General features: G+C 74.1%; 21 protein-coding genes and 1 riboswitch. Of the genes, 7 read left to right on the forward strand and 14 right to left on the reverse strand.

Going from position 1 to position 25,762, the window contains the following annotated elements:
- Positions 1-5 precede the first annotated feature (5 nt).
- The 4 genes from argF to DCW30_RS27135 form a co-directional block, all read right to left on the reverse strand.
- Positions 6-1,004, reverse strand: coding sequence for an ornithine carbamoyltransferase (gene argF, locus DCW30_RS27120; RefSeq protein ID WP_076684062.1), 999 nt, complete (start codon positions 1,002-1,004; stop codon positions 6-8).
- 208 nt (positions 1,005-1,212) lie between these two features.
- Positions 1,213-2,445: an arginine deiminase gene (locus DCW30_RS27125; RefSeq protein WP_076684063.1), complete on the reverse strand. Its 1,233-nt coding sequence runs from the start codon at positions 2,443-2,445 to the stop codon at positions 1,213-1,215.
- 167 nt (positions 2,446-2,612) lie between these two features.
- Entirely contained in the window at positions 2,613-5,270 is a 2,658-nt protein-coding gene (locus DCW30_RS27130; RefSeq protein ID WP_076684064.1) for a polynucleotide kinase-phosphatase, read from the reverse strand.
- Positions 5,267-6,775 (reverse strand): 3' terminal RNA ribose 2'-O-methyltransferase Hen1, encoded by a 1,509-nt coding sequence (locus DCW30_RS27135; RefSeq protein WP_076684065.1) that lies wholly within the window; start codon positions 6,773-6,775, stop codon positions 5,267-5,269. Before DCW30_RS27135 ends, DCW30_RS27130 begins: the two co-directional genes overlap by 4 nt.
- A 465-nt stretch (positions 6,776-7,240) precedes the next feature.
- On the opposite strand from DCW30_RS27135, the gene DCW30_RS36885 reads away from it, so the two are divergent.
- Positions 7,241-7,774, forward strand: coding sequence for a hypothetical protein (locus tag DCW30_RS36885; protein ID WP_076684066.1), 534 nt, complete (start codon positions 7,241-7,243; stop codon positions 7,772-7,774).
- Between the two features lie 133 nt (positions 7,775-7,907).
- Here the strand turns inward: DCW30_RS36885 and DCW30_RS27150 are convergent, their stop codons facing one another.
- The 4 genes from DCW30_RS27150 to DCW30_RS27165 form a co-directional block, all read right to left on the reverse strand.
- Entirely contained in the window at positions 7,908-8,831 is a 924-nt protein-coding gene (locus DCW30_RS27150; protein WP_076684067.1) for an LLM class F420-dependent oxidoreductase, read from the reverse strand.
- A 345-nt stretch (positions 8,832-9,176) separates the two neighbouring features.
- Positions 9,177-9,659 (reverse strand): DUF6099 family protein, encoded by a 483-nt coding sequence (locus DCW30_RS27155; protein ID WP_076684068.1) that lies wholly within the window; start codon positions 9,657-9,659, stop codon positions 9,177-9,179.
- A 196-nt stretch (positions 9,660-9,855) separates the two neighbouring features.
- Positions 9,856-10,212, reverse strand: coding sequence for a nucleotide pyrophosphohydrolase (locus tag DCW30_RS27160; RefSeq protein ID WP_076684069.1), 357 nt, complete (start codon positions 10,210-10,212; stop codon positions 9,856-9,858).
- Entirely contained in the window at positions 10,209-11,465 is a 1,257-nt protein-coding gene (locus DCW30_RS27165) for an AAA family ATPase (RefSeq protein ID WP_418347034.1), read from the reverse strand. The genes DCW30_RS27160 and DCW30_RS27165 overlap by 4 nt, the downstream gene beginning before the upstream one ends.
- A 326-nt stretch (positions 11,466-11,791) precedes the next feature.
- Here DCW30_RS27165 and DCW30_RS27170 point away from each other — a divergent pair, with 326 nt between their 5' ends.
- Positions 11,792-12,211 carry a helix-turn-helix domain-containing protein gene (locus DCW30_RS27170; RefSeq protein ID WP_076684071.1) on the forward strand — a complete coding sequence of 140 codons (420 nt, stop codon included), beginning with the start codon at positions 11,792-11,794 and terminating at the stop codon, positions 12,209-12,211.
- 10 nt (positions 12,212-12,221) lie between these two features.
- Complete coding sequence (locus tag DCW30_RS27175; protein ID WP_062770914.1) at positions 12,222-12,638, forward strand: VOC family protein; 417 nt, start codon at positions 12,222-12,224, stop codon at positions 12,636-12,638.
- A gap of 43 nt (positions 12,639-12,681) precedes the next feature.
- On the opposite strand, the gene DCW30_RS27180 is transcribed toward DCW30_RS27175, so the two are convergent.
- Together DCW30_RS27180 and tsaD are read right to left on the reverse strand one after the other, a co-directional pair.
- Positions 12,682-13,074 carry a cell division protein SepF gene (locus DCW30_RS27180; protein ID WP_062770801.1) on the reverse strand — a complete coding sequence of 131 codons (393 nt, stop codon included), beginning with the start codon at positions 13,072-13,074 and terminating at the stop codon, positions 12,682-12,684.
- A 125-nt stretch (positions 13,075-13,199) separates the two neighbouring features.
- Positions 13,200-14,267 carry a tRNA (adenosine(37)-N6)-threonylcarbamoyltransferase complex transferase subunit TsaD gene (gene tsaD, locus DCW30_RS27185; protein WP_076684072.1) on the reverse strand — a complete coding sequence of 356 codons (1,068 nt, stop codon included), beginning with the start codon at positions 14,265-14,267 and terminating at the stop codon, positions 13,200-13,202.
- Positions 14,268-14,413: 146 nt separating this feature from the next.
- On the opposite strand from tsaD, the gene cbiE reads away from it, so the two are divergent.
- Positions 14,414-15,691 (forward strand): precorrin-6y C5,15-methyltransferase (decarboxylating) subunit CbiE, encoded by a 1,278-nt coding sequence (cbiE, locus tag DCW30_RS27190; protein WP_076684073.1) that lies wholly within the window; start codon positions 14,414-14,416, stop codon positions 15,689-15,691.
- Positions 15,688-16,437, forward strand: coding sequence for a precorrin-4 C(11)-methyltransferase (gene cobM / locus DCW30_RS27195; protein ID WP_062770807.1), 750 nt, complete (start codon positions 15,688-15,690; stop codon positions 16,435-16,437). Before cbiE ends, cobM begins: the two co-directional genes overlap by 4 nt.
- On the opposite strand, the gene DCW30_RS27200 is transcribed toward cobM, so the two are convergent.
- Positions 16,434-17,549: a cobalt-precorrin-5B (C(1))-methyltransferase gene (locus DCW30_RS27200; RefSeq protein ID WP_076684074.1), complete on the reverse strand. Its 1,116-nt coding sequence runs from the start codon at positions 17,547-17,549 to the stop codon at positions 16,434-16,436. The two genes, cobM and DCW30_RS27200, sit on opposite strands and share 4 nt — an antisense overlap.
- A 17-nt stretch (positions 17,550-17,566) precedes the next feature.
- Here DCW30_RS27200 and DCW30_RS27205 point away from each other — a divergent pair, with 17 nt between their 5' ends.
- Entirely contained in the window at positions 17,567-18,319 is a 753-nt protein-coding gene (locus DCW30_RS27205; RefSeq protein WP_076684075.1) for a cobalt-precorrin-6A reductase, read from the forward strand.
- Positions 18,320-18,377: 58 nt separating this feature from the next.
- Here DCW30_RS27205 and cobJ read toward each other — a convergent pair whose 3' ends face one another.
- From cobJ to cobG, 3 genes are all read right to left on the reverse strand, one after another.
- Complete coding sequence (cobJ, locus tag DCW30_RS27210) at positions 18,378-19,847, reverse strand: precorrin-3B C(17)-methyltransferase (protein WP_232627201.1); 1,470 nt, start codon at positions 19,845-19,847, stop codon at positions 18,378-18,380.
- A 98-nt stretch (positions 19,848-19,945) separates the two neighbouring features.
- Positions 19,946-20,572 carry a precorrin-8X methylmutase gene (locus tag DCW30_RS27215; protein WP_103557396.1) on the reverse strand — a complete coding sequence of 209 codons (627 nt, stop codon included), beginning with the start codon at positions 20,570-20,572 and terminating at the stop codon, positions 19,946-19,948.
- An 11-nt stretch (positions 20,573-20,583) separates the two neighbouring features.
- Positions 20,584-21,870 (reverse strand): precorrin-3B synthase, encoded by a 1,287-nt coding sequence (gene cobG, locus DCW30_RS27220; RefSeq protein WP_076684078.1) that lies wholly within the window; start codon positions 21,868-21,870, stop codon positions 20,584-20,586.
- A gap of 112 nt (positions 21,871-21,982) precedes the next feature.
- A riboswitch (cobalamin riboswitch) is annotated at positions 21,983-22,107 on the forward strand.
- Positions 22,108-22,148: 41 nt separating this feature from the next.
- Between cobG and cobN the strand changes: the two genes are divergently transcribed.
- Positions 22,149-25,754: a cobaltochelatase subunit CobN gene (cobN, locus tag DCW30_RS27225; protein ID WP_076684079.1), complete on the forward strand. Its 3,606-nt coding sequence runs from the start codon at positions 22,149-22,151 to the stop codon at positions 25,752-25,754.
- The last annotated feature ends 8 nt before the right edge of the window (positions 25,755-25,762 follow it).

Consider the following 25,762-nt stretch of genomic DNA (forward strand, 5'->3'; position numbering starts at 1 on the left):
CGTGCTCAGGAGAGCGTCGCGACCAGGACCGCCTTGATCGTGTGCAGGCGGTTCTCGGCCTCGTCGAAGACGACCGAGTACGGCGACTCGAAGACCTCGTCGGTGACCTCCAGGGACGTGGTCCCGAACCGCTCGTGCAGCTCGCGGCCGACCTCGGTGCCCAGGTCGTGGAAGGCCGGCAGGCAGTGCAGGAACCGCACGTCCGCGTTGCCGGTGGCGCGCAGGACGTCCATCGTCACGGCGTAGGGGGCGAGGGCGGTGATGCGCTCCTCCCAGACCTCCTTGGGCTCCCCCATGGAGACCCAGACGTCGGTGGCGACGAAGTCGGCGCCCCTGACCCCCTCGTCGACCGCCTCGGTGAGCGTGACGCGGGCGCCGCTGGCCACGGCGAGCTCACGGGCCCGCGCGATGGTCTCCTCGGCGGGCCAGTAGGCGCGCGGGGCCACGATCCGGATGTCCATGCCGAGCAGGGCGCCGGTGATCAGGTAGGAGTTGCCCATGTTCATGCGGGCGTCGCCGAGGTAGGCGAAGGCGACCTCGCCGAGGGGCTTGGCCGTGTGCTCGGTCACCGTCAGGATGTCGGCGAGCATCTGGGTGGGGTGCCAGACGTCGGTCAGGCCGTTGTAGACGGGGACGCCCGCGTGGGCGGCGAGCGTCTCGACGGTCTCCTGGGCGTCCCCGCGGAACTCGATCGCGTCGAACATCCGGCCGAGCACCCGGGCGGTGTCCTTGGCGGACTCCTTGTTCCCGATGTGCGAGCCGGACTGGTCGATGTACGTCGTCGACGCGCCCTGGTCGGCGGCGGCGACCTCGAAGGCGCAGCGCGTCCTCGTGGAGCTCTTCTCGAAGATCAGCGCGATGTTCCTGCCGGTCAGCCGCCGCACCTCGGTCCCCGCCCGCTTCGCCGCCTTCAGCTCGGCGGCGAGGGCGACCAGGCCACGGAACTCGTCGGCGGTGAAGTCCAGCTCCTTGAGGAAGTGGCGGCCGGTGAGGTGGGTGGCCATGGTGATGCTCCTGGGGTGCGGATGGATGGACGGTGGAAACCATCGGAACCCTTGGAACTATATACGATCAACGGCAATTCTATGCAGCCACTGGCTACCCGGCATCCGCTCCCGCTCGGGTCAGGTCCCCGGTCCCCGGCCGCTCGTGGCCACGTCCCGGGCGCCGGCCGCCCGTGGGCCGGATCTCCGGCATCCGGCCGCTCGTGGGTCACATCCCCGGAACCCGGTCCCGCTCCACGGGACAGCTCATGCATCGCGGCCCGCCCCTGCCGCGCCCCAGCTCGCTGCCCAGGATCTCGATGACCTCGATGCCCTGCTTGCGCAGATACGTGTTGGTCGTCGCGTTCCTCTCGTACGCGACCACGACCCCCGGCTCCACCGCGAGGACGTTGCAGCCGTCGTCCCACTGCTCGCGCTCGGCGGCGTGCACGTCCTGGGTGGCCGTGAGCACCCGGATGGAGTCGAGGCCGAGCGCCGCCGCGATCGCCCGGTGCATGTGCTCCGGCGGATGGTCGGTGACCTTGAGCTCCCGGTCGCCGACGCCCGGCTCGATGGTGTACGAGCGGAGCATGCCGAGACCCGCGTACTGCGTGAAGGTGTCGCCGTCGACCATCGTCATGACCGTGTCGAGGTGCATGAAGGCGCGCCGCTTCGGCATGTCCAGGGCCACGATCGTCTGGGCCGAGCCCGCCGCGAAGAGCTTGTGCGCCAGCATCTCGACGGCCTGCGGGGTGGTGCGCTCGCTCATGCCGATGAGGACCGCGCCGCTGCCGATCACCAGGACGTCGCCGCCCTCGATGGTCGAGGGGTAGTCCGCCTGGCCCTGCGACCAGACGTTGAAGTCCTCGTCGCGGAAGAGCGGGTGGTGCCGGTAGATCGCCTCGAAGTGCACGGTCTCGCGCTGCCGGGCGGGCCAGCGCATCGCGTTGATGGAGACGCCGTCGTAGATCCATGCGGAGGTGTCGCGCGTGAAGAGGTGGTTGGGCAGCGGGCCGAGCAGGAAGTCGTCCAGGTCCATGCAGTGGAAGCGCACGGACGTCGGCTCGGCGTGGCGCTCCAGGAACTCGCGTTTGGTCATCCCGCCGACCAGCGCCTCCGCGAGGTCGACCGACGGCATCGTCTCGAACGCGGCCCGGAGGTGGTCCGTGGCCAGCGGGCCGTACTCCTTCTCGTCGAAGACGCGGTCGAGGACGAGGAGGCGCGCCGCGGGCACGTCGAGCGTCTCGCTGAGCAGGTCGCCGAAGAGGTGCACGGCGACGCCCCGGTCGCGCAGGACGTCCGCGAACCCGTCGTGCTCCTGGCGGGCCCTGCGCACCCACAGGACGTCGTCGAAGAGGAGCGCTTCCTTGTTGCTCGGCGTCAGCCGCTTGAGCTCCAGATCGGGGCGGTGCAGTATGACGCGGCGCAGCCGCCCGGCCTCGGAGTCGACATGGAATCCCATGGGGTCCATCCTTCCCCGGCTTGACGGCCTTCGCGCAGCCAATGTGCTACCTCGTGGCGGCTCCGGGCCACCGATTCGATGGCCCGGAGCCACGGGGGCCCAGAGGCGCGGGCCGGTCGCGGCCGGGGACCGCTCATGGCTGCCGACCGGTCGCGGCCGGAGGCCGGTCACAGCCGGGGGTCGACCGCCTCCGACTCCAGCGCCAGGACCGCGAACACCGCCTCGTGGACCCGCCACAGCGGCTCGCCTGCCGCCAGGCGGTCCAGGGCTTCGAGGCCCAGCGCGTACTCCCTGACGGCGAGCGAGCGCTTGTGGCCGAGGAAGCGCTCGCGCAGCTTCGCCAGGTTCTCCGGACGCGTGTACTCCGGTCCGTAGATGATCCGCAGGTACTCCCGGCCACGGCATTTGACACCGGGCTGCACCAGTCGCCCCTGACCGTCCCTGACCAGCGCGGCGATCGGCTTGACGACCATGCCCTCGCCGCCGCGGCTCGTCATCTCCAGCCACCAGTCGATGCCGGCGCCGACCGACGCCTCGTCGCCGGTGTCGACGTAGAGGCGGCGGGTGGTCTGCAGCAGGCCGGTGCCGTCGTGTTCGACCATGCGGTCGATCAGGGCGAGCTGTTCGTCGTGCGGGAGAGCGGCGAGGCTGCGGCCCCGCACGGCGAGGATCTGGAACGGCGCGAGGCGCACGCCCTCCAGGCCCTTCGTCGGCCAGCAGTAGCGCCGGTAGGCCTCGGTGAACGCGGCGGCGTCCGCAGCCCGCCCCCGCTGCCTCGCGAGGAGCGCCCCCGCGTCCACGCCACGCGCCGTCGCGGCCTCCAGGGCGGCCACCGCGCCGGGGAAGACGGCTCCCGAGGCGGCGCCCACGGCCGCGTACTGGGTGCGGAGCAGGCCCGACGCCTTCAGCGACCAGGGCATCAGCTCGGCGTCGAGGAGCAGCCAGTCGGTGTCGAGCTCCTCCCAGAGCCCCGCCTCGGTGACGGCGGCGCGCAGCCGGGCCAGGATCTCCTCGGTGACGGTGGGGTCACCGAAGAAGGGGCGGCCCGTGCGGGTGTAGAGCGAACCGGTCGGGGTCCGGCCGCCACCCGGCGCGGCCGGGGCGTCCCCGACACCGAAGCGCTCGCGGGCCACGCCCGCGTCCCGGCAGACCAGGGCCACCGCGCGTGAGCCCATGTGCTTCTCCTCGCACACGACACGCCCGACACCGTCCCGCGCGTACGAGGCGAAGGCCTCCGCCGGGTGCTCCAGATAGCCCTCGCGCCGCGAGGTCGCGGTGGGCGCCATCGTCGGCGGCAGATACGGCAGCAGGCGCGGGTCGACGGCGAAGCGGCTCATGACCTCGAGGGCCGCCGCCGCGTTCTCCCCGCGCACGCCGACGCGGAGCCCGGTCGGCGCCTCCCCCTCCCCTACGGGGCCGAGGGCGCGGGGAAGGGTCTCCACCACGCGGCGGCCGTGCACGTCGGCGAGGTCGAGCGGCCGTCCCTCGTGGCCGCCCGGCGCCTCCGCGCGCAGCGGCTTGGCCGGTTCGTACCAGACGCGCTCCGCGGGGACGTCGACCAGCTCGCGCTCCGGCCAGCGCAGCGCGGTCAGCCTGCCGCCGAACACAGCGCCGGTGTCCAGGCAGATCGTGTTGTTCAGCCAGGAGGCGGTGGGCACCGGGGTGTGGCCGTACACCACGGCGGCGCGGCCTCGGTAGTCCTCCGCCCACGGATAGCGCACGGGCAGGCCGAACTCGTCGGTCTCGCCGGTGGTGTCGCCGTACAGCGCGTGCGAGCGCACCCGGCCCGAGGTGCGCCCGTGGTACTTCTCGGGCAGGCCGGCATGGCAGACGACGAGCTTCCCGCCGTCCAGGACATAGTGCGAGACGAGGCCGTCCACGAACTCCCGCACCCGGGTGCGGAACTCCTCGCTCTCCCCCTCCAGCTGCTCGATGGTCTCGGCGAGGCCGTGGGTGCGCTGGACGCCCCGGCCCTTGAGGTAACGGCCGAGCTTGTTCTCGTGGTTCCCGGGCACGCACAGGGCGGTGCCCGCGCCGACCATGCCCATCACGCGGCGCAGCACGCCCGGGGTGTCCGGACCCCGGTCGACGAGGTCGCCGACGAACACGGCCGTGCGGCCCTCGGGGTGCGCGCCGTTCACGTAGCCGAGCTTGCCGAGCAGCAGCTCCAGTTCGGCGGCGCAGCCGTGGATGTCACCGATGATGTCGAAGGGGCCGGTGAGGTGGGTGAGGTCGTTGTACCGCTTCTCGGTGACGATCGAGGCGCCGTCGATCTCCTCGGCCCCGCGCAGGACGTGCACCTTCCGGAAACCCTCACGCTCCAGGTGCTTGAGGGAGCGCCGCAGTTCGCTCCGGTGGCGCTGGATGACCCGGCGCGGCATCCCCGCCCGGTCCTCGCGCGCCGCGTTGCGCGCCGCGCAGACCTCTTCGGGCACGTCGAGCACGATCGCGATCGGCAGGACGTCGTGCTCCCTGGCCAGCCGGATGAGCTGCTTGCGGCTCTCGCTCTGCACGTTGGTCGCGTCGACGACCGTGCGTCGCCCGGCGGCGAGGCGCTTGCCCGCGATGTAGTGCAGCACGTCGAAGGCGTCGCCGCTCGCGCTCTGGTCGTTCTCGTCGTCGGCGACGAGCCCGCGGCAGAAGTCGCTGGATATGACCTCGGTGGCCGTGAAGTGCCGACGCGCGAACGTGGACTTGCCCGATCCCGTGGCGCCGATCAGCACGACGAGGGACAGGTCGGTGACGGGGAGCCTCCGCCCGGGGCGGGGGGCCACGACGGCCTCCGGTTCGCTCGCGCGGTCGCGGCCTTCGCTGTGGTCCGTCATGCCGCCTTCACTCCCTTGACACCGTCGTCCTTGCCGCCGCGCACCCCGTCGGTGCGCGTGAAGACCGCCATCTGGGTCGGCGGGCCCACCTCGGGGTCGTCGTCGCCCACGGGGACGAACTCCACCCCGTACCCGTGCCGCACGGCGACCTCGGCCGCCCAGGCGCGGAACTCCCCGCGGGTCCATTCGAAGCGGTGGTCGCCGTGGCGGGTGTGGCCCGCGGGGAGGGTCTCCCAGCGGACGTTGTACTCGACGTTCGGCGTCGTCACCAGGACGGCGCGGGGCCGCGCGGAGCCGAACACCGCGTACTCCAGGGCCGGCAGGCGCTCCACGTCCACGTGCTCGATGACCTCGCTGAGCACCGCCGCGTCATACCCCTTGAGCCGCTTGTCCGTGTACGCGAGCGAGCCCTGGAGCAGTCTCACCCGCTCGGCCCGGCGCTCGCCCATGCGGTCCAGCTTCAGCCGGCGCGAGGCGAGCGTCAGCGCGCGCATCGACACGTCGACCCCGACGATCTCGGTGAACCGGACGTCCTTGAGCAGCGCCTGCACCAACTGGCCCTGACCACACCCGAGGTCGAGGACACGGCGGGCGTCGGCCTCGGTCAGCGCGGCGAGGATCGCCTCACGGCGGCGCACGGCGAGCGGCACCGGAGCCTCCTCCGTGTCGCTCCCCTCGTCGACGGCGTTGTCGATCTCCTCCACGTCGGAGTCGTCGGCCTCGGCGAGCCGCACCAGTTCGAGCCGTTCCGTCGCCGCGCGGGTCAGGGACCAGCGCCGCGAGAGGTAGCGGCTGGTGATGAGGGCCTGCTCCGGGTGGTTCGCGAGCCAGCCCTCACCGGCCCTGAGCAGCTTGTCGACCTCGTCGGCGGAGACCCAGTAGTGCTTGGCGTCGTCGAGGACGGGCAGCAGCACATACAGGTGCCGAAGGGCCTCGCCCACGGTCAGCGTGCCGTCCGGCACGTCGAGCACGAGGCGGACGTACCGCGAGTCGCCCCACTCGGGGAACCGCTCGTCCAGCGGGACGGGCTCCGCCGACACCGACCAGCCCAGCGGCTCGAAGAGACTCCGCACCAGCGTGACACCGCCTCGCGCGGGCAGCGCCGGCACCTCCACGCTCAGCGGCAGCCGCCGCCCGGCCAGCTCGGGCCGCGCCTTGCACACGTCACGCATCGCGCTGGAGAACACCGCGCTGAGCGCCACGGCCAGGAGCGAGGAGGCCGCGTACGGCCGGTCGTTCACGTACTGCGCGAGAGCCGCGTCGGGCGCACCGCCCCGCCCCTGTCCCTTGCCCTTCCCCTTGCCGCGCCGCACGAGCGCGATGGGGTCGACCTCCAGGAGCAGCGCGGCCGTGCACCGCTCGGCCGTCGCCTCGGGGTAGAGGACGTGCGCGGTGCCATAGGAGGTGGAGAACGCCTGCGCCTTGTCGGGATGCTTGTGCAGCAGGAACCCGAGGTCGGTCGCGGGGCGTTCGGGGGTGCCGGTGGTGGTGACGGTAAGGAACACGGTGAGTGGGCCTCGAAACGGGGTCTGAGCCGCGGTGCGCGGCGGACGTCCGGCGCGGCGCACCCAAGTGCCCCCGGACCAGTGCCCCTGGACCGGACGCCGATGAGCCGCGGCGGTGGAGGTGCGTGCCTGCCGTCGACCACGGCGGAACGCCTCTTCAACGTACAGCGATCATCACCGGCACACCCCGGAATTTCCCCTCGCCCGCGCCCGGACCATGCCGGTCGCCCATGCCGGTCATTCTTGTCCGGACCAGGCCGGTCGCCCGTACCTGGGCCATGCCCCGTCGGGGGCGTGCGCCCCCCGGCGGAAAACGCGGGAGGTGTGGTGGGCTCTTGTCCTCCGCGCGCACCGTGTGCGCTCCCCGTGAGACGTTCGGGCGGCCCGCACGATGGTGATACGCCAGTTGACAGTCCTACTCTCCCGCGTGTTCCCGCGCGCGGCATCGCAGAGGAGTGTGATCGTATGGCGTCGTTCGACACGGGGCGGCTGTGCGCGATCGTCAAGATCCTGGACAAGGCGAGCAGTCATCTCCGCCTGGCGGCCCGGGAGTGCGCGGTCCCGGGCGCCGCGAGCGCCGCGCCTGTCGCGACGTCCGTGCCCACCGCGCCTACCGCGAAAGCCGTAACCGCAGCGACCTCCGCGCCCGCGCAGGCAGCACCGGCCGCATCCACCGCACCGGCCGCCGACCAGGCGGCCTCGGCCATCGTGGCGCTCCTGCGTGTCTCGGAGCACGCGTCGAGCGGCGTACGGAGGGCGCTGGTGCACATCCGCAACGGCGAGGCGCAGCGGGCCAGGGACGAGCTGGCCACGGCACGCGTCGAGCCGTCCGGCGCCGCTCTCGTCCCCGCGGGCATCGCGCAGCCGCTGCCCCCGCGCGTGACCACCGCGCTGCACCTGATGCTGGGCATCACCGGCTTCTTCCCCTCCGAGACGGAACAGGTCCTCGCCAGGGCCGCCGTGCCACCGGCGGCCCGGCGGTACGCCGCCGTCCACTGACGCCGCGGGCGGGGCGCTGTGCGCCGGGGGTGGCCGCCGGGCGCTGGAGGGGCGCGTCCGGCGGCCACGTCTGTGGCCGCCCCTCGTGGGGCCCGATCCCGGGCCAGGGGCAGGGCCAGAGCCAGGGCCAGGCCTAGGACAGCTGTGACTGGACCTGGGAGGAGATGAGCTCCAGGTGGTCCAGGTCGGTCAGGTCCAGGCACTGGAGATAGATGCGGCTCGCGCCGATCGCCTCGTACCGCCCGATCTTGTCGACGACCTCGGCGGGCGAACCGGCCAGGCCGTTGGCCTTGAGCTCGTCCACCTCACGGCCGATCGCCGCCGCCCGCCGGGCCACCTCGGCGTCGTCCTTGCCGACGCAGGCGACGAGCGCGCTGGAGTACACCAGGTCGCCGCCCCTGCGCCCCGCCTCCTCCGCCGCCGCGCGGACCCGTCCGAACTGCCGCTCGCTGTCCTCCAGGGAGGCGAACGGGATGTTGAACTCGTCCGCGTACCGAGCGGCGAGGCGCGGGGTGCGCTGAGCCCCGTGGCCGCCGATCAGGACCGGCACCTTGCCCTGCGCGGGCTTGGGCAGGGCCGGGGAGTCGGTGAGCTGGTAGTGCTTGCCCTCGAACGTGAAGGTCTTGCCCTCCTCCGTCGCCCACAGGCCGGTGACGATCGCGAGCTGCTCCTCCAGGCGGGCGAACTTCTCCTTGGGGAAGGGGATGCCGTATGCCCGGTGCTCCTCCTCGAACCAGCCCGCGCCCAGCCCCAGTTCGACCCGGCCGCCCGACATCTGGTCGACCTGCGCCACCTGGATGGCCAGGACCCCCGGCAGCCGGAACGTGCCCGCCGTCATCAGCGTGCCCAGCCGGATCCGCTTGGTCTCCCGCGCCAGCCCGGCCAGCGTGATCCACGCGTCCGTGGGCCCCGGCAGACCGTCCGACGACCCCATGCGGAGATAGTGGTCGGAGCGGAAGAAGGCGTCGAAGCCGAGGTCCTCGGTGGCCTTGGCGACGGTGAGCAGGGTGTCGTAGGTCGCCCCTTGCTGGGGTTCCGTGAAAATTCGAAGATCCATGGCTCCATCCTGCCCGCTCGTGCGCCCCTCGGCCCTGCCGGTTCCGCCGGACGTCCGCCGCGCCGGTCGGGTGAGAACGGGGCGGCGCGGCGACCGGGACGCGCCTCGCCTGCCCGGTGGGCCGGCGCACCCGATCCGTCCGCCGGCGCGGCATCCGGCGCGGCGGGCCCCCACACACGCCGCCCCCGGTGCCCATATCCACACACTCCCCCGCCCCGCACCCGTATCCACACGCATGGCCGTCCCGCGCCCACGCCCGCCCGCGCGCCCATGCGACCCCGCGCGCCCCGCGCGCCCCCGCGCTCGCCGAGCCGCTCCGCCACCGCCCCACACCCGACGCCGCCCTCACGACGACCCCGCCGCCGAGCCGGCCTCGGGAAGGCGCTGTTCCCGCACCGCGAGTCTGCGCAGCATCTCGAGGACCCGGTCCCTGGACTCGTCGGCGGCGTCGATCGCCTCCATGCACTGCCAATAGCCCCCCTCCTCGGCGGCACCCATGGCTACGCCGACGAGCGCGATGCCGACATCCCCCAGAAGCCCGTCGAGTGCGAGCAGCGCCTCCTGGGTGTCGCCGATCCGCGACAACCGCGCCGCTCTTATGTCCTCGGTCCCGAGACCCGGGGCGTCGAGCATCGCGCAGGCCCTGCCGCCGACCTCGCTCAGGCCCAGCGCCTCGCCCCGTAACTCCACAGGCCCCGCGACGGCGAGGCGGCTGCCGATCGCCTGCGCGAGCGCCTGGGACTGCCAGACCTCCGCGACCACGCCGACCGGGTCCTCGCACCGCGCGAGGGCGCGCCGGTTCGCCTCGATGAGCCGCATCGCGTCCATGAGCCACCCCCATCCATCCCGCGCGCATTCGCCGCACGTCCCGCCCGAACTTCCGCGTCCACTACCCAGAGTGATACTCATCCGGGCGAAAAGCCAGGGGAGACCGGAAATCTGTGGACAACTCCGCGAGTTTGGACAAGTCGTTGACTCCGGAGAGTGACGAAAGTGTGCGGAGCGGTTCCGGCGAGGGGAGCTTTCAGGCTTCCGGAGCCGGAAACCGCCGCTCGTTCCTGTCGATCTTCGCGTCGAGCGCGGCCAGCGGATCGATCCCCAGGACCTCGCAGAACTGGAGCAGATAGGCGAGGACGTCGGCGACCTCGTCCGCCACCCGGTGCGCCGAGTCGGGGCTCGCCATCACGCGCGCCGACTCCTCCGGCGTCAACCACTGGAAGATCTCCACCAGTTCCGAGGCCTCCACGCTCAGCGCGGCGGCCAGGTTCTTCGGGGTGTGGTAGCGCCCCCAGTCACGGGCCGCCGCGAACTCGGCAAGCCTCCGCTGCAGCCCGGCGACATCACGCCGCGCCGCGCGCTCTCCCTCGTGTTCCTCTGTCACGGCTCAAGGTCTACCACCGAGGCGTCGGTGACACGGCCCGCGGTCACGCCGTCCCCCACCGCCCCGACCAGGCGGATGTGGCCCCGTGCGCAGGTCCGCGCCGCCAGTTCGCCGAGCGCGCGGAACTGCCGCGCGTCCAGGCGGTGGTCGAGTCCGTCGGCGAGGACCGTGAGGGTCTGGCAGGCCTGCGGCACCTCGGCCGCCGGGTCGACGGCGAGGACTCCGGGACCGGTGAGCAGGACCAACGCCAGGGCGAGGTAGCGCAGCTCGCCGTCGCCGAGGCGCGCGAGCGGGGTGCGCACGCCGTCCCCGCGGTCGACGTAGGCGGCGACCGCGCCGTCCTCCGCCTCCTCGGCGACGACGTCGGCGACCCGCCCCGCGAAGCCGTCGCGCACGGCCGAGACGAGCGCCGCGTGCCGCACCGCGCACTCGGCCCGGGTGCGCCACAGCACCTCGGCGAGGTTGTCGCAGCCGCCGAGGAGACGGCCCGAGCCGACGCGTCCGGCGGGCACCGGGGCGCGCATCCGGCCGGGCCGCGGGTCGCAGGCGAACGCCGAGCGCAGGGCGACCACGACCTGTTCGGCGGCGGCGAGCACCAGCCGCTGCCCTTTGGTCGAGCCGGCCACGCGCAGCGGTACGAGCGCCGTGCCGAGCCGGTCGTCCGGCATCGGGGCCCGCGTCACGGGGGCCGTGCCCGCGGTGTGCCAGGCCGCCTGGACCACCGGCCGCTCCGGGTCACGCAGCGCGGTCTCCAGGAGGACGAGGCCGTCACGGGTCAGCCGCTCGCCCACGACGCGGAGTTCGGGCTCGGCCTGGACGGCGAGGTCGAGGCGGACGGTGCCCGCGGGCCCGTCGACCGAGCAGCCGATGTGGAAGCCGCGCCGCCGCTGGGTGTCGGCGCGGGCGCGCTCCGGCACGCAGGCCACGGGGTCGTCGAAGACCTCGGCCAGTTCGGCTCCCGCGCCGAGCCGCGCGAGGGCCTCGTACGCGCGCAGGGCGCTGGACTTGCCGCTGCCGCTGGGGCCCCTGACGAGGGTCAGCGGGCCGAGCGGGATGACCGCGCCCCGGTGCCCGGCGAAGGCGGAGAGACGCAGCTCGACCACGTGCGGCCGGTCTCCGCCGGTCGGCGGCCAAGGGGCCGCCACCGTAGGCGAGCCCGTCACATGAACCCCACCAGGGGACTCCGCCGGGCCCCCACCGAGTGAGCCCGAGGGAACCCCACCGGGTGAGTCCGGAGGGACCCCACCGGGCATGCCCGGAAGGACCCCACCGAGTGAGCCCGGAGAGGCCCCACCGGATGAGCCCGAGGGAACCCCACCGGGCATGCCCGGAAAAGCCCCGCCCCGTGAGTCCGAGGGAACACCGGGCGCGCCCGGAAGATCCCCGCCAGGTGAGCCGGTCGTACGAACACCGTCATATGAGCCCGTCATGCCCGGAAGGTAGGCGGCGGCCGGTGCGGCGAACCGTTCCGCCCGTGCGACCTTCCTACGATCGGGCCAATACCCGGCCAAGATCCCACGCGCCGGGGGGCCACGGGCTAAGGCGGCCCGTTGTCATACCCCCGTGCGATCCTGGGCGGGTGAATCTGGAGGACCTCAGACAGCTGCGCCGGGCCCGCGACGTGATGGACCGCGACTACGCCGAGCCCCTGGACGTCCCCGCCCTGGCCCGCGTGGCCCTGATGTCCCCCGGCCACTTCTCGCGCAGCTTCCGCGCCGCGTACGGAGAGACCCCGTACAGCTATCTCATGACCCGGCGCGTCGAGCGGGCCAAGGCGCTGCTGCGGCGCGGCGATCTCAGCGTGACGGACGTCTGTTTCGAGGTGGGGTGTACGTCGCTCGGGTCGTTCAGCACGCGCTTCACCGAGCTGGTGGGCGAGAGCCCGAGCGCCTACCGGGCCCGGTCGCACGGGCCGGGCGAGCCGATCCCCGCGTGCGTGGCGAAGTTCCTCCTGAGACCGGTCAGGAATGGAGAAGCGAAAGCCCCGGGCCGCCCGTAGCTTCTACGGCATGGACATCAAGCTCTCGCAGTGTTTCATCGCCGTCGACGACCACGACAAGGCGATCGCCTTCTACCGTGACGCCCTCGGCCTGGAGGTGCGCAACGACGTCTCGTACGAGGGGCTTCGGTGGGTGACCGTCGGTTCGCCCACGCAGCCGGGCGTGGAGATCGTGCTCGAACCGCCGGCCGCCGACCCCGCCACCTCGCCCGCCGACAGGCAGGTGATGGCGGAGCTGCTCGCCAAGGGGCTGCTGCGCGGTGTGATCTTCTCCACCGACGATGTCGACGCCACGTTCGAACGCGTCCGGGCCGCGGGCGGCGAGGTGCTCCAGGAGCCGGTCGACCAGCCCTACGGCGTCCGTGACTGCGCCTTCCGCGACCCGGCCGGCAACATGCTGCGCTTCAACCAGCCGCGCCGCGGATAAATCCCTTCCAGACCCGGCTGAAGCCCGTCCGGGCCGGCCCTCCCTAGGGCTGGGCGACCGCTTCCACCAGCCCCTGCACCTCCGTGCCGGGCGGCGCGAGGAGGAAGACGTTCTTGTCGACCCGGTGCATGCCGCAGCCGAGGCCGAGGACCACGCCGCTGCTGAAGTCCAGTACGCGCTTGGCCACTTCGGTCTCGGCTCCGGTGAGGTCGAGGAGGACCGGGATCTGCGCCATGACCGTCTCGGCCACCTCGCGGGCGTCGGAGAAGACGTTGACCCGCATCACCACGAAGCGCCGCCGCGCCTCGGTCTCCGCTTCGGGCATCGCCCGGTGCCCTGGCCACGAAGGCCACTCGTTGCGGCTGCGCAGCGGTACGACCTGGGCGAGCCCTTCCCACTGTTCATCGGTGACGTCGTGGCGCTGACTGTTACTCACTGACCCACCCCGTCCTGGCTCGCACGTGAAATCTGCACCGGGCAATTCTTACGCCAAGTCACCCGTTCAGCCCAACACCGACACGAACGACCCGCCGCCGAGCGGGCCGGGCGAGGCGTGCCAGGTCAGGCGGCCCGTGCCCGCCCGGACCCGCCGACCGGACACAGCGCCGCGTACTCCAGCGGAGCCGACGGGTCGATCGACACGTCCAGCGGCGCGGGCTCCGCCCCGGCGCGCACCAGCAGGTCGCCGACCGCCGCGATCATCGCGCCGTTGTCGGTGCAGAGCCGCGGCGGCGGCACCCGCAGCGTGACGCCGGCGGCGCGGCACCGCTCCTCGGCCAGGGAGCGTACCCGGGAGTTGGCCGCGACGCCGCCGACGACGACCAGCGTGCCCACGCCGTGCTCCCGGCAGGCCGCGACCGCCTTGCGGGTCAGCACGTCGGCAACGGCCTCCTGGAGCGCCGCCGCCCCGTCGGCCACCGGCAGCACACGCCCCGCGTGGCTCTGCGCCCAGCGTGCGGCGGCCGTCTTCAGGCCGGAGAAGGAGAAGGCGTACGCGGGGTCGCGCGCGCCGGTGAGGGGGCGCGGGAAGGCGACGGCGCGCGCGTCCCCGTCGCGTGCGGCCCGGTCGATCGCGGGGCCGCCGGGGTAGGGCAGCCCGAAGATCCGCGCGGCCTTGTCGAAGCACTCGCCCGCGGCGTCGTCGAGGGTGTCGCCGAGGTGCGCGATCGGGTCGCGCGCGAGGTCCCGCACGAGCAGGAGGGACGTATGGCCGCCGGAGACGATCAGGACCATGCAGGGGTCGGGCAGCGGGCCGTGTTCGAGGGTGTCGGCGGCGACGTGTCCGGCGAGGTGGTGCACGCCGTACAGCGGCACGCCGAGCGCGTACGCGAGGCTCTTGGCCCCGGCGAGGCCGACCTGGAGGGCTCCGGAGAGGCCGGGGCCCGTGGTGACCGCGACGGCTCCGATGTCGGACATCCGCAGGCCCGCATCGTCCAGGGCGCGGCGCACCACGGGGGTGAGCGCGTGGACGTGGGCGCGGGCGGCGATCTCCGGGACGACGCCGCCGTAACGGGCGTGCTCGTCCATGCTGGAGGCGACGGCGTGGCCGAGGAGGCGTCCCTCGCGGACGAGGCCCGCGCCCGTCTCGTCGCAGGACGACTCGATGCCGAGCACCACGGGGGATTTCACAGCGCGGGGGCCCTTCCGACCGGGCGCCGCCGGGCGCGAACGCCCCGCACGGCTTGTTGCAAGTAATGTGCAATAAGGGTACGCCTCCTGGTCAGCAGTAGAGTGCGGGGCGCGCAGTCCCCTTCCCGAACCCCGAGGTATCCGAGTTGAGCCCCGCACCTCCCGCCTCCCCCGAAGGCATACCGGCCGTCACCGTCGTCGGGATCGGGGCCGACGGCTGGGACGGCCTCGCCGCGGCGTCGCGCGCGGCCCTGTCCGGCGCCGAGGTCCTGATCGGCGGCCCGCGCCAGCTCGACCTGCTGCCTGCCGCCCACTGCCCCGGCGAACGCGTCGCCTGGCCCACGCCGCTGCGCCCCGCCGTGCCCGCCCTGCTCGCCGCCCACGCGGGACGCCGGATCGCCGTCCTGGCCAGCGGCGACCCCATGTTCTACGGCATCGGCCGCGCCCTGACCGAGGAACTGGGCCCCGGGGCCCTGCGCGTCCTGCCCCACCCCTCCTCCGTCTCCCTCGCCTGCGCGCGCCTCGGCTGGCCGGTCGAGGACACGGAGGTCGTGACGCTGGTGGGCCGCCCGGCCGCGCGACTGGCCGCCGCGCTGCACGAAGGCCGCTGCCTGCTCGTCCTGAGCGCGGACGCCGGGACCCCGGCGGAGGTCGCCGCCCTGCTGCGCGACCGCGGCTTCGGCCCGAGCAGGCTGCGCGTCCTGGAACAGCTGGGCTCCGAGCACGAGACGTCGTACGAGGACACGGCCGACGCCTGGCCCCACCCGCCCGGCGCCCCGCTGAACGTCCTGGCGGTCGAGTGCCACCGAAGCCCGGCGGCCTTGCGGCTCGGCGCCGTGCCGGGGCTGCCCGACGCGGCGTACGAGAGCGACGGCCAGCTCACGAAGCGGTACGTGCGCGCCGCCACCCTCGCGGCCCTCGCGCCCGCCCCCGGCGAACTCCTGTGGGACGTGGGCGGCGGCGCCGGGTCGATCGCGGTGGAGTGGATGCGGGCGCACCCCTCCTGCCGCGCGGTCACGGTCGAGAAGAACGCCGTGCGCGCCGAGCGGATCGGACGCAACGCCGAGCGGCTCGGCGTCCCGGGTCTGCGGGTCGTCACCGGCGCGGCCCCCGCGGCCCTGGCCGGACTCCCGGCGCCCGACGCCGTGTTCATCGGCGGCGGCCTCACCGCACCGGGCCTGCTCGACGCCTGCTGGGCGGCGCTGCCGGCCGGCGGACGCCTCGTCGCCAACACCGTCACGCTGGAGTCGGAGGCGCTGCTCGCCGAGCGCTGCCGGCGGCACGGCGGCGAGTTGGTGCGGCTCGCCGTCGCGCAGGCCGTCCCCGTCGGCGGCTTCACCGGGTGGCGCCAGGCCATGCCGGTCACCCAGTGGTCCGTCACCAAGCCCGGAGAGTCCGGGGAGTCTGGAGAACAACAACGATGACCGTGTACTTCATCGGCGCGGGCCCCGGCGCCGCCGACCTGATCACGGTGCGCGGCGCCCGGACGCTCGCGGCCTGCCGGGTCTGCCTGTACGCGGGCAGCCTCGTGCCGCGCGAACTCCTCGCCGAGTGCCCCGAGGGCGCCCGCCTGGTGGACACCGCGCAGCTCGACCTGGACCAGATCACCGCCGAACTGGTGCGCGCGCACGAGGCGGGTCTCGACGTGGCGCGGCTGCACTCGGGCGACCCCTCCGTGTTCAGCGCGGTCGCCGAGCAGATGCGGCGCCTCGACGCGGCGGGCGTGCCGTACGAGGTGGTGCCCGGCGTCCCCGCGTTCGCCGCGGCGGCGGCGGCGCTCAAGCGGGAGCTGACGGTGCCGACCGTCGGCCAGACGGTGATCCTCACGCGCGTCGCCCAGCGCGCCACGGCCATGCCGGAGGGCGAGGACCTGGCCACGCTGGGCCGCAGTGGCGCGCTGCTGGTGCTGCACCTCGCCGCGGGCTACGTGGACCGTGTCGTCGAGGAACTCCTGCCCCACTACGGCGCAAAGTGCCCGGCGGCGGTGGTCGCCCTGGCCAGCCGCCCCGACGAAGTGATCCTCCGGGGCACGCTGGCGGACATCGCGGACCAGGTGAAGGCGGCGGGCATCGTCCGGACGGCGGTCATCATGGTGGGCCGCACGTTGGGCGCCTCGCAGTTCCGTGACAGCCATCTGTACTCGGCGGAGCGCGAGCGGCACGTCTGCTAGGCGGGGCTGCTCCGGCCCACCACCGTGCCCGCCCTGTCGATGCAGATGACGTCCACCGTGACCGGGGCGCCGCGGAGGACGCGCAGGGCCTCGTCGCGGGCCTTGGCCGCCACCAGGTCGCCCAGGGGGATGGCCGCCGCCTCGCAGAGGCGCAGGGCCTCCAGGCCCGTGTTGGCCGCCGCCACCTGAGCGGCCAGGGGCTTCGACGCCCCGCCGCGCAGCGCCAGTTCCGCGAGGAAGCCCTTGTCCACCTGGGAGCGGGCCGAGTGGAGGTCCAGGTGGCCCGCCGCCAGTTTGGAGAGTTTGGCGAAGCCGCCGCAGATGGTGAGGCGGTCGACGGGGTGGCGGCGCACGTACTTCAGGACCGCGCCCGCGAAGTCGCCCATGTCCAGGAGCGCGTCCTCCGGCAGGCCGTGTTCCCGCACGACCGTCTTCTCCGAGGTCGAACCGGTGCAGCCCGCCACGTGCGTGCGCCCGGCCGCCCGTGCCACGTCGACGCCGCGCCGGATGGAGTCGATCCACGCCGAGCAGGAGTACGGCACGACGACGCCGGTCGTGCCGAGGATCGACAGGCCGCCGAGGATGCCGAGCCGGGGGTTCCACGTGGAGCGGGCGATCTCCTCGCCGTGGTCGACGGAGATGGTGATCTCCACGTCCGGTTCCGTGCCCGCGCTCCGCGCCACCAGCGCCACGTGGTCCCGCATCAGCTGCCGCGGCACCGGGTTGATCGCCGGTTCGCCCACGTCCAGGGGCAGGCCGGGGCGGGTGACCGTGCCGACGCCGGGGCCCGCCCTGAACACCACGCCCGAGCCGGGCGGCAGCCTCCGTACCGTCGACCGCACCAGCGCCCCGTGCGTGACGTCCGGGTCGTCGCCCGCGTCCTTGACGACGCCCGCCATGGCGAACGCGTCGCCGCGCTCCTCCGCGGCGAGCGCGAAGGCGGGCGTCTGGCCCTTGGGCAGCGTGATGGTCACCGGGTCGGGGAAGTCGCCGGTCAGGAGCGCCGTGTACGCGGCCGTGGTGGCCGCCGTCGCACAGGCGCCGGTCGTCCAGCCGGACCGCAGACCGGTGTGCTTGAGTTGGGCGCTGCGACCGCCCTCTGCCTCACTCATGAAGGAAACCGGACTCCGTGCACGTATTGATCCTTGGGGGAACGACTGAGGGACGCCGTCTCGCCGAGCTGCTGGTGAGCGCGGCGGGGACGCGGGTGACCAGCTCCCTCGCGGGGCGCGTCGCGGCGCCCCGGCTGCCGCCCGGCGAGGTCCGCGTCGGCGGCTTCGGCGGGGCCGAGGGGCTCGCGGCATGGCTGCGCGAGCACCGCGTGGACGCGCTCATCGACGCCACCCATCCTTTCGCGGGGACGATCTCGTTCAACGCGGCGGCGGCCGCCGCCTCGGCCCATGTTCCCCTGCTCGCTCTGCGCAGGCCCGGCTGGGTGGCGTCCCCGGGCGACGACTGGCACCCGGTCGGCTCCCTGGAGCAGGCGGCACGCGTCCTGCCCGCGCTGGGCGAGCGGGTCTTCCTGACCACCGGGCGCATGGGGCTCGCCGCCTTCGCCGGGGATCCGGATCTCGACCGCCTCTGGTTCCTCGTGCGGTCCGTGGACGCGCCGGAGCCGCCGTGCCCCGCCCGTATGGAGGTGCTCCTGGAGCGGGGCCCGTTCACGCTCGACGGGGAGCGCGGGCTGCTGCGCCGCCACCGGATCGACGTCGTCGTGACGAAGGACAGCGGCGGCGCGGCGACCGCCCCGAAGCTGGCCGCCGCGCGCGAGGCGGGGATTCCCGTGGTGGTCGTGGAGCGCCCCCCGGCGCCGGAGGGCGTACCGGTGGCGTCCACGCCCGAGGAGGCGGCGGCCTGGGTGGGCACCGACCTCGCCCCGTGAGGGGCGCGGGGAACCGCGCGACGAGCCGCGGAGCGCCCGCGGGCACACAGGGGACCCCTTAGTCCCCGCCCCCGGCTTCGGGGTACCTCCGCGGCGTCCAGACGATCTGGTCTCCCCCGGCCCGCCGCACCCACCGCGTCTGGGACGACCCCACGATGAGCAGCGTGCGCATGTCGACCTCGGCCGGGTCGAGATCCCCGAGCCGCACCACCCGCACGCTCTCCTCGGGGCCGCCGACGTCCCGTCCGAGGACGACCGGCGTGTCCGGCGCCCGGTGTTCGAGCAGCAGCTCCCGCGCCTTGCCCACCTGCCAGGTCCGGCTGCGCGAGCCGGGGTTGTAGAGGGCGAGGACCAGGTCCGCCGCGGCGGCCGAGGCCAGGCGGGAGGCGATGACCTCCCAGGGCTTGAGGCGGTCGGAGAGCGAGATGGTGGCGTAGTCGTGGCCGAGGGGGGCGCCCGCGCGGGCGGCGGCCGCGTTGGCGGCGGTCACCCCCGGCAGCACCCGTACCGGAAGGTCCGCGTACGCGTCCTGCGAGGCGGCCTCCAGGACGGCCGTGGCCATCGCGAAGACGCCCGGGTCACCGCCGGAGACGACGGCCACGCGCCGCCCGCGCCGCGCGAGGTCGAGGGCGAACTCGGCGCGCTCGGACTCCACACGGTTGTCGGAGCCGTGCCGCCGCTGGCCCGGACGGTGCGGCACGCGGTCCACGTACGTGGTGTAGCCGACCAGGTCGTCGGCGGCGGCGAGCGCGCCGCGCGTCTCGGGGGTCAGCCAGAGCGGTCCCGCGGGGCCCGTGCCGACCACGACGACCTCGCCGCGGGTCTCGGGGGCCGGCTCCGGCGCGGGGCCGCCGGTGAGCGGGGCCACGCGGCTGGGGAGCACGGCCACGGAGAAGTACGGCACCGACTCCGGGTCCACCTCGGCGAGGCGTCCCGTGCGCTCGCCCTCCATGGTGGCGCGCTCCACGTAACGGGCCTCGTCCAGGCGGCCCGCGCGCTCCAGGGCGTCGCGCACCTTGCCGAAGGTGCGGCCGAGCTTCATCACGACCGCCGAGTCCGTCGCCGCGAGGCGCGCCGCCAGTTCCTCCTCGGGGAGGGTGCCGGGCAGGACCGTGAGGACCTCCTCGGCTTCGACGAGGGGTTCGCCGAGCCGGGCCGCCGCCGCGCTGACCGAGGTGACGCCGGGGATGACCTCGGTGTCGTAGCGGTGGGCGAGGCGCTTGTGCATGTGCTGGTAGGAGCCGTAGAAGAGCGGGTCGCCCTCGGCGAGGACGGCGACCGTGCGCCCGGCGTCCAGATGCGCGGCGAGGCGGCCCGCGGCCTCCTCGTAGAACTCGTCGAGGGCGCCGCGGTAGCCGCCGGGGTGGTCGGTGGTCTCCGTGGTGACGGGGTAGACCAGCGGCTCCTCGATGTGGTCGTCCCGCAGGTGCTTCGCCGCGATGGAGCGGGCGATGGAACGGCCGTGCCGAGCGGAGTGGTACGCGACGACGTCGGCGGCGGCGATGACCTCGACGGCCCGCACGGTCATCAGGGAGGGGTCGCCGGGGCCGAGCCCGACCCCGTACAGCTTCCCCGGCGCGATCCCGAGGGCCCCCTGAGCGGTGGTCCCCTGCGTGGTCTCGGTGTTCACTCCGCCTCGCTCGCAATCGCGTTGATCGCCGCCGCGGCCATCGCGCTGCCGCCGCGACGCCCCCGTACGACCAGGTATTCCAGGCCCGAGGAGTGCTCGGCGAGCGCGTCCTTGGACTCGGCGGCGCCGACGAAGCCGACCGGTATGCCGAGCACGGCGGCCGGGCGGGGCGCGCCCGCCTCGATCATCTCCAGGAGGCGGAAGAGGGCGGTGGGCGCGTTGCCGATGGCGACGACGGAGCCTTCGAGGCGGTCGCGCCAGAGTTCCAGGGCGGCGGCGCTGCGGGTGGTGGCGAGCTGGGCGGCGAGGTCCGGCACCGCCGGGTCGGCGAGGGTGCAGACCACCTCGTTGTCGGCGGGCAGCCGCTTGCGCGTGACGCCGCTCGCGACCATGTTCGCGTCGCACAGGATCGGGGCGCCGTCGCGCAGCGCCTTACGGGCGTCGGCGATCACGCGCGGGCTGAAGGCGAGGTCGCGGACGAGGTCGACCATGCCGCAGGCGTGGATCATCCGGACCGCGACCTGGCTGACGTCGGCGGGCAGCCCCGCGAGGTCCGCCTCCGCGCGGATGGTGGCAAAGGACTCGCGGTAGATCGCCGCGCCGTCCTTCTCGTAGTCGAACACTGTGCTCTCGCTCATTTCGTGGCCGTTGGTGTGGTTGCCGAAGTCGTACGTGCCGTGCTGACCGCCTCGGTGAGGGTGCCGCCCCGCACGGGTGTCCCGTGCCCGCCGGAGGTGCGCACCGTCACCTCGTACCGCCCGTCACCGGTGGCGAGGACGTCGACCCAGTCGCCGCGCGGGTGCCCGCAGCGCCGCTCGCAGCCGGACCAGTGCACGGGCAGCCCGCCGAGGCCGGGCACGGCGTCCGCGCGGACGTCGGCGAGGGACTTGGCGCAGCCGGGCCGTCCCGTGCAGGCGCCGACGCCGAGCCAGGGCGACGCGGGGTCGGTGAGGAACCCGGCGCCGGCCAGCGCGGCGAGGCGGTCCCGCGCCGCGCCCGCGTCGGCGAAGCCGGGGAGCACGAAGCCGCGCCACGGGGTGACCCGCAGCTCGTCGGCGGGCAGCGGGAGCAGGGCCCGCCACTGGGCGGCGGTGACGCGGCCGAGGGGGGCGCTGACGGCGACCGCGCGGCCGGTCACGCCGGGGGGGTGCGGGGTGGCGCGGGGCGCGGTCGACGGCTCGGCGGGCGTGGCCGCGACACCGGCCTCTTCCAGCGCCGCGGCCAGGTCGACGCGCCGCCCATCGGGCAGCTCCCGCACCCGCCAGGCCCCGTTGCCCGCCTCGCGGGCCGCCGCGAGGAACGCCCCGGCCGCGGCGAGGGCGGCTCGCGGGGCGTCCGCGGCGGCCACGCGCAGGGCGGGGCCCCCGGCGCGCACCACCGCCGTCCCGTCCGATTCTGCGATCAAGGTCACATCGCCGCCGAGACCGGCCATGTCCCCGCGCCCGTCGTCGAGGGCGAACAGGAAGCGCCCGGACAGCGCGGCCGTCCACTCCCGCGCGCAGAGGAGTCCGTCCAGCTCACGGGCCCACAACTGGACGTCGGCGCGGCCGAGTCCGTCGAGTCCGGCGAGCGGGGACGCCACGATGTTCCGTATGCGTTCATGGCGCCCGGAGGGCAGCAGTCCGGCGTCCGTGAGGAGCGCGGCCAGGGCGGAGACGCAGCCGTCGGCGAGGCCGCGCAGCTCGACGTTGCCGCGCGAGGTGACGCTGAGGGCGCCGTCGGCGAGCCGTTCCGCCGCGTCGGCCAGGACCGCTGCCTGATGTCCCGTCAAGAGCCCTGCGGGCAGCCGGAGTCGGACCAGCGCGCCGTCGTCGGCGAGATGCGGTCGCAGGGCTCCGGGACAGGCGTCGCCCCGGTCACGTATGAGGGATTCGCCCTTGTTCGTGGAGGTTGCTCGGGTGGGCGGCATGGCGGCGAGCATACCCACGCGCCCGGGCGCGGTCGCCTCCCGAAGTGGACCGCGGGGACAGGTGGCCGCCCACTTCGGGGCGGGCAGGACTTACTATGCAGTCGGCGGGCCGCCAGGTCCGCCGACGCCAGCGACGGCGTGGGCCCGACAGGGGCCCGAGGGAGGAAGCCCGGTGCGATTCCGGCGCGGTCCCGCCACTGTGAGCCCCATCCAGGTGGGGTGAGCCAGGAACTCCTGCCGTCCATACGACCACCCGGGGCGCGGACACCCCGAGGAAGGCCTGCGCCCGCATGCTTCTGCTGCTGTCGACCTCCGACACCGACCTGCTCAGCGCCCGCGCGGCGGGGGGTCCCGTCGACTACCGGTTCGCCAACCCCTCCCGCCTCGACCTCGCCGAGCTGCCCGCCCTGCTCGACGGCGCCGACCTGGTCGTCGTACGCCTCCTCGGCGGCGTCCGCGCCTGGCAGGACGGCCTCGACCAGCTCACCGCCAGCGGTCTGCCGGTGGTCGTACTCACCGGTGAGCAGGCGCCCGACGCCCAGCTCATGGCCTCCTCCACCGTGCCGGTCGGCATCGCCGCCGAGGCGCACGCCTACCTGGCGCACGGCGGCCCCGCCAACCTGGAGCAGCTGGCCCGCTTCCTCTCCGACACGGTGCTGCTCACCGGCCACGGCTTCGAGCCGCCGGCGCCCGCGCCGTCCTGGGGCCCCCTGGAGCGCGCCGCGCGCGACGTCGCGGGCCCGACCGTGGCGGTGCTCTACTACCGCGCCCACCACATGAGCGGCAACACCGCGTTCGTGGACGCCCTGTGCGGCGCGATCGAGGACGCGGGCGCCCGCCCGCTGCCGCTGTACGTGGCCTCGCTGCGCGCCCCGGAGCCGGAGCTGATCGAGGAGCTGCGCGCGGCGGACGCCATCGTGACGACGGTCCTCGCGGCGGGCGGCACCAAGCCCGCCGAGGCCTCCGCGGGCGGTGACGACGAGTCGTGGGACGCGGGCGCGCTGACCGGCCTCGACGTGCCGATCCTCCAGGCGCTCTGCCTGACCGGGTCGCGCTCGGCCTGGGAGGAGAACGACGAGGGCGTCTCGCCGCTCGACGCCGCCAGCCAGATCGCGGTGCCGGAGTTCGACGGGCGGCTCATCACCGTGCCGTTCTCGTTCAAGGAGATCGACGAGGACGGGCTCCCGGCGTACGTCGCGGACGCCGAGCGCGCCGCCCGCGTCGCCGGCATCGCCGTACGCCACGCGCGGCTGCGGCACATCCCGGCCGCCGACAAGCGCCTGGCCCTGGTCCTGTCCGCGTACCCGACCAAGCACTCGCGGATCGGCAACGCGGTGGGCCTCGACACCCCCGCGTCCGCCGTCGCGCTGCTCCGCAGGCTCATCGACGAGGGCTACGACTTCGGGCCCGCCGAGGAGATCCCCGGCCTGGTCTCCGGCGACGGCGACGAGCTGATCCGGGCGCTGATCGACGCGGGCGGCCACGACCAGGACTGGCTCACCGACGAGCAGCTCGCCGCCAACCCCGTCCGCATCCCGGCCGCCGCCTACAAGCGCTGGTACGCGACGCTGCCGCAGGAGCTGCGGGAGTCCGTGGAGGAGCACTGGGGGCCGCCGCCCGGCGAGATGTTCCTGGACCGCTCCCGCGTGGCGGACGGCGGCGACCCCGAGGGCGACATCGTGCTCGCCGCCCTGCGCCGCGGGAACCTGCTGATCCTCATCCAGCCGCCGCGCGGCTTCGGCCAGAACCCGATCGCGATCTACCACGACCCGGATCTGCCGCCCTCGCACCACTACCTGGCGGCCTACCGCTGGATCGCCGCGTCCGCCGACGACGGCGGCTTCGGCGCCGACGCAATGGTCCACCTCGGCAAGCACGGCAACCTGGAGTGGCTGCCGGGCAAGAACGCGGGCCTCTCCGCGGCCTGCGGCCCCGACGCCGCGCTCGGCGACCTCCCCCTCGTCTACCCCTTCCTGGTCAACGACCCGGGCGAGGGCACCCAGGCCAAGCGGCGCGTGCACGCCACGCTCATCGACCACCTGGTGCCGCCGATGGACCGCGCCGACTCCTACGGCGACATCGCGCGCCTGGAGCAGCTGCTCGACGAGTACGCGCAGATCAGCTCCATGGACCCGGCGAAGCTGCCCGCGATCCGCGCGCAGATCTGGACGCTCATCCAGGCCGCGAAGCTCGACCACGACCTGGGCCTGGAGGACCGCCCGGACGACGACGGCTTCGACGACTTCCTGCTGCACGTCGACGGCTGGCTCTGCGAGATCAAGGACATGCAGATCCGCGACGGTCTGCACGTCCTCGGCTCCGCCCCGGCGGGCGCCGCCCGCGTCAACCTCGTCCTCGCGATCCTGCGCGCCCGCCAGATCTGGGGCGGCGCCTCCGCCCTGCCGGGTCTGCGCGAGGCGCTGGGTCTCGACGAGTCGGCGGCGACGCGCGCGAGCGCGGACGAGGCCGAGGAGAAGGCCCGTGCGCTCGTCCAGGCGATGGACGACGCCGACTGGGACCTCTCCGCCGTCCCCGCCGACCAGAGTGAGCAGGTCAGGGCCATCCTGGAGTTCGCGGCCCGCGAGGTCGTGCCGCGCCTGGCGGCCACCACCGCCGAGCTGGACCACTCCGTGCACGCCCTGAACGGCGGCTTCGTCCCGGCCGGCCCCTCCGGCTCCCCGCTGCGCGGCCTGGTCAACGTCCTGCCGACCGGCCGCAACTTCTACTCGGTCGACCCGAAGGCCGTCCCGTCCCGCCTCGCGTGGGAGACGGGCCAGGCCCTCGCCGACTCCCTCATCGAGCGCTACCGCACGGACAACGGCGACTACCCCACCTCCGTGGGCCTGTCCCTGTGGGGCACGAGTGCCATGCGCACGGCGGGCGACGACGTCGCCGAGGCCATGGCGCTGCTCGGCGTCCGCCCGGTCTGGGACGACGCCTCACGCCGCGTCACCGGCCTCGAAGCCATCCCGTACGAGGAACTGGGCCGGCCCCGCATCGACGTGACGCTGCGCATCTCGGGCTTCTTCCGCGACGCGTTCCCGCACACGATCGGCCTGCTCGACGACGCGGTGCGGCTCGCCGCGTCCCTGGAGGAGCCCGCCGAGCAGAACCACGTGCGCGCCCACGCCCAGGCCGACCTGGCCGAGCACGGGGACGAGCGCCGGGCCACCACCCGCATCTTCGGCTCGCGCCCCGGCACCTACGGCGCGGGGCTGCTCCAGCTCATCGACTCCCGCGACTGGCGCACGGACGCGGACCTCGCCGAGGTGTACACGGTGTGGGGCGGCTACGCCTACGGCCGCGGGCTCGAAGGCCGCCCGGCGCGCGCCGAGATGGAGACCGCGTACAAGCGCATCGCGGTGGCCGCGAAGAACACCGACACGCGCGAGCACGACATCGCCGACTCGGACGACTACTTCCAGTACCACGGCGGCATGGTCGCGACCGTGCGCGCGCTGCGGGGCACGGCTCCCGAGGCGTACATCGGGGACTCCACGCGCCCCGAGACGGTCCGCACGCGCACGCTGGTGGAGGAGACCTCACGGGTGTTCCGCGCCCGCGTGGTCAACCCGAAGTGGATCGAGGCGATGCGCCGCCACGGCTACAAGGGCGCCTTCGAGCTCGCCGCGACGGTGGACTACCTGTTCGGCTACGACGCCACGACGGGGGTCGTGGCCGACTGGATGTACGACAAGCTCACCGAGACGTACGTCCTCGACCCCACCAACCGGCAGTTCCTCCAGGAGGCCAACCCCTGGGCGCTGCACGGCATCGCCGAACGCCTCCTGGAGGCGGAGTCGCGCGGCATGTGGGCCAAGCCGGACCCGGCGGTGCTCGAAGCGCTGCGGCAGGCCTACCTGGAGACCGAGGGGAACCTGGAGGACGAGGGCTGAGCCCCGCC

Origin of the sequence: Streptomyces alfalfae (assembly GCF_004127445.1) — a bacterium.
Taxonomy (GTDB): Bacteria; Actinomycetota; Actinomycetes; order Streptomycetales; family Streptomycetaceae; genus Streptomyces; species Streptomyces alfalfae.

Coding starts and splice junctions, on each gene's coding strand:
- argF (WP_076684062.1), bottom strand. CDS start 1,004: ATGGCCACCCACCTCACCGGCCGCCACTTCCTCAAGGAGCTGGACTTC.
- DCW30_RS27125 (WP_076684063.1), bottom strand. CDS start 2,445: ATGGGATTCCATGTCGACTCCGAGGCCGGGCGGCTGCGCCGCGTCATA.
- DCW30_RS27130 (WP_076684064.1), bottom strand. CDS start 5,270: ATGACGGACCACAGCGAAGGCCGCGACCGCGCGAGCGAACCGGAGGCC.
- DCW30_RS36885 (WP_076684066.1), top strand. CDS start 7,241: ATGGCGTCGTTCGACACGGGGCGGCTGTGCGCGATCGTCAAGATCCTG.
- DCW30_RS27150 (WP_076684067.1), bottom strand. CDS start 8,831: ATGGATCTTCGAATTTTCACGGAACCCCAGCAAGGGGCGACCTACGAC.
- DCW30_RS27155 (WP_076684068.1), bottom strand. CDS start 9,659: ATGGACGCGATGCGGCTCATCGAGGCGAACCGGCGCGCCCTCGCGCGG.
- DCW30_RS27165 (WP_418347034.1), bottom strand. CDS start 11,465: ATGCCCGGTGGGGTCCCTCCGGACTCACCCGGTGGGGTTCCCTCGGGC.
- DCW30_RS27175 (WP_062770914.1), top strand. CDS start 12,222: ATGGACATCAAGCTCTCGCAGTGTTTCATCGCCGTCGACGACCACGAC.
- cobM (WP_062770807.1), top strand. CDS start 15,688: ATGACCGTGTACTTCATCGGCGCGGGCCCCGGCGCCGCCGACCTGATC.
- DCW30_RS27200 (WP_076684074.1), bottom strand. CDS start 17,549: ATGAGTGAGGCAGAGGGCGGTCGCAGCGCCCAACTCAAGCACACCGGT.
- cobJ (WP_232627201.1), bottom strand. CDS start 19,847: ATGACCGTGCGGGCCGTCGAGGTCATCGCCGCCGCCGACGTCGTCGCG.
- cobG (WP_076684078.1), bottom strand. CDS start 21,870: ATGCTCGCCGCCATGCCGCCCACCCGAGCAACCTCCACGAACAAGGGC.
- cobN (WP_076684079.1), top strand. CDS start 22,149: ATGCTTCTGCTGCTGTCGACCTCCGACACCGACCTGCTCAGCGCCCGC.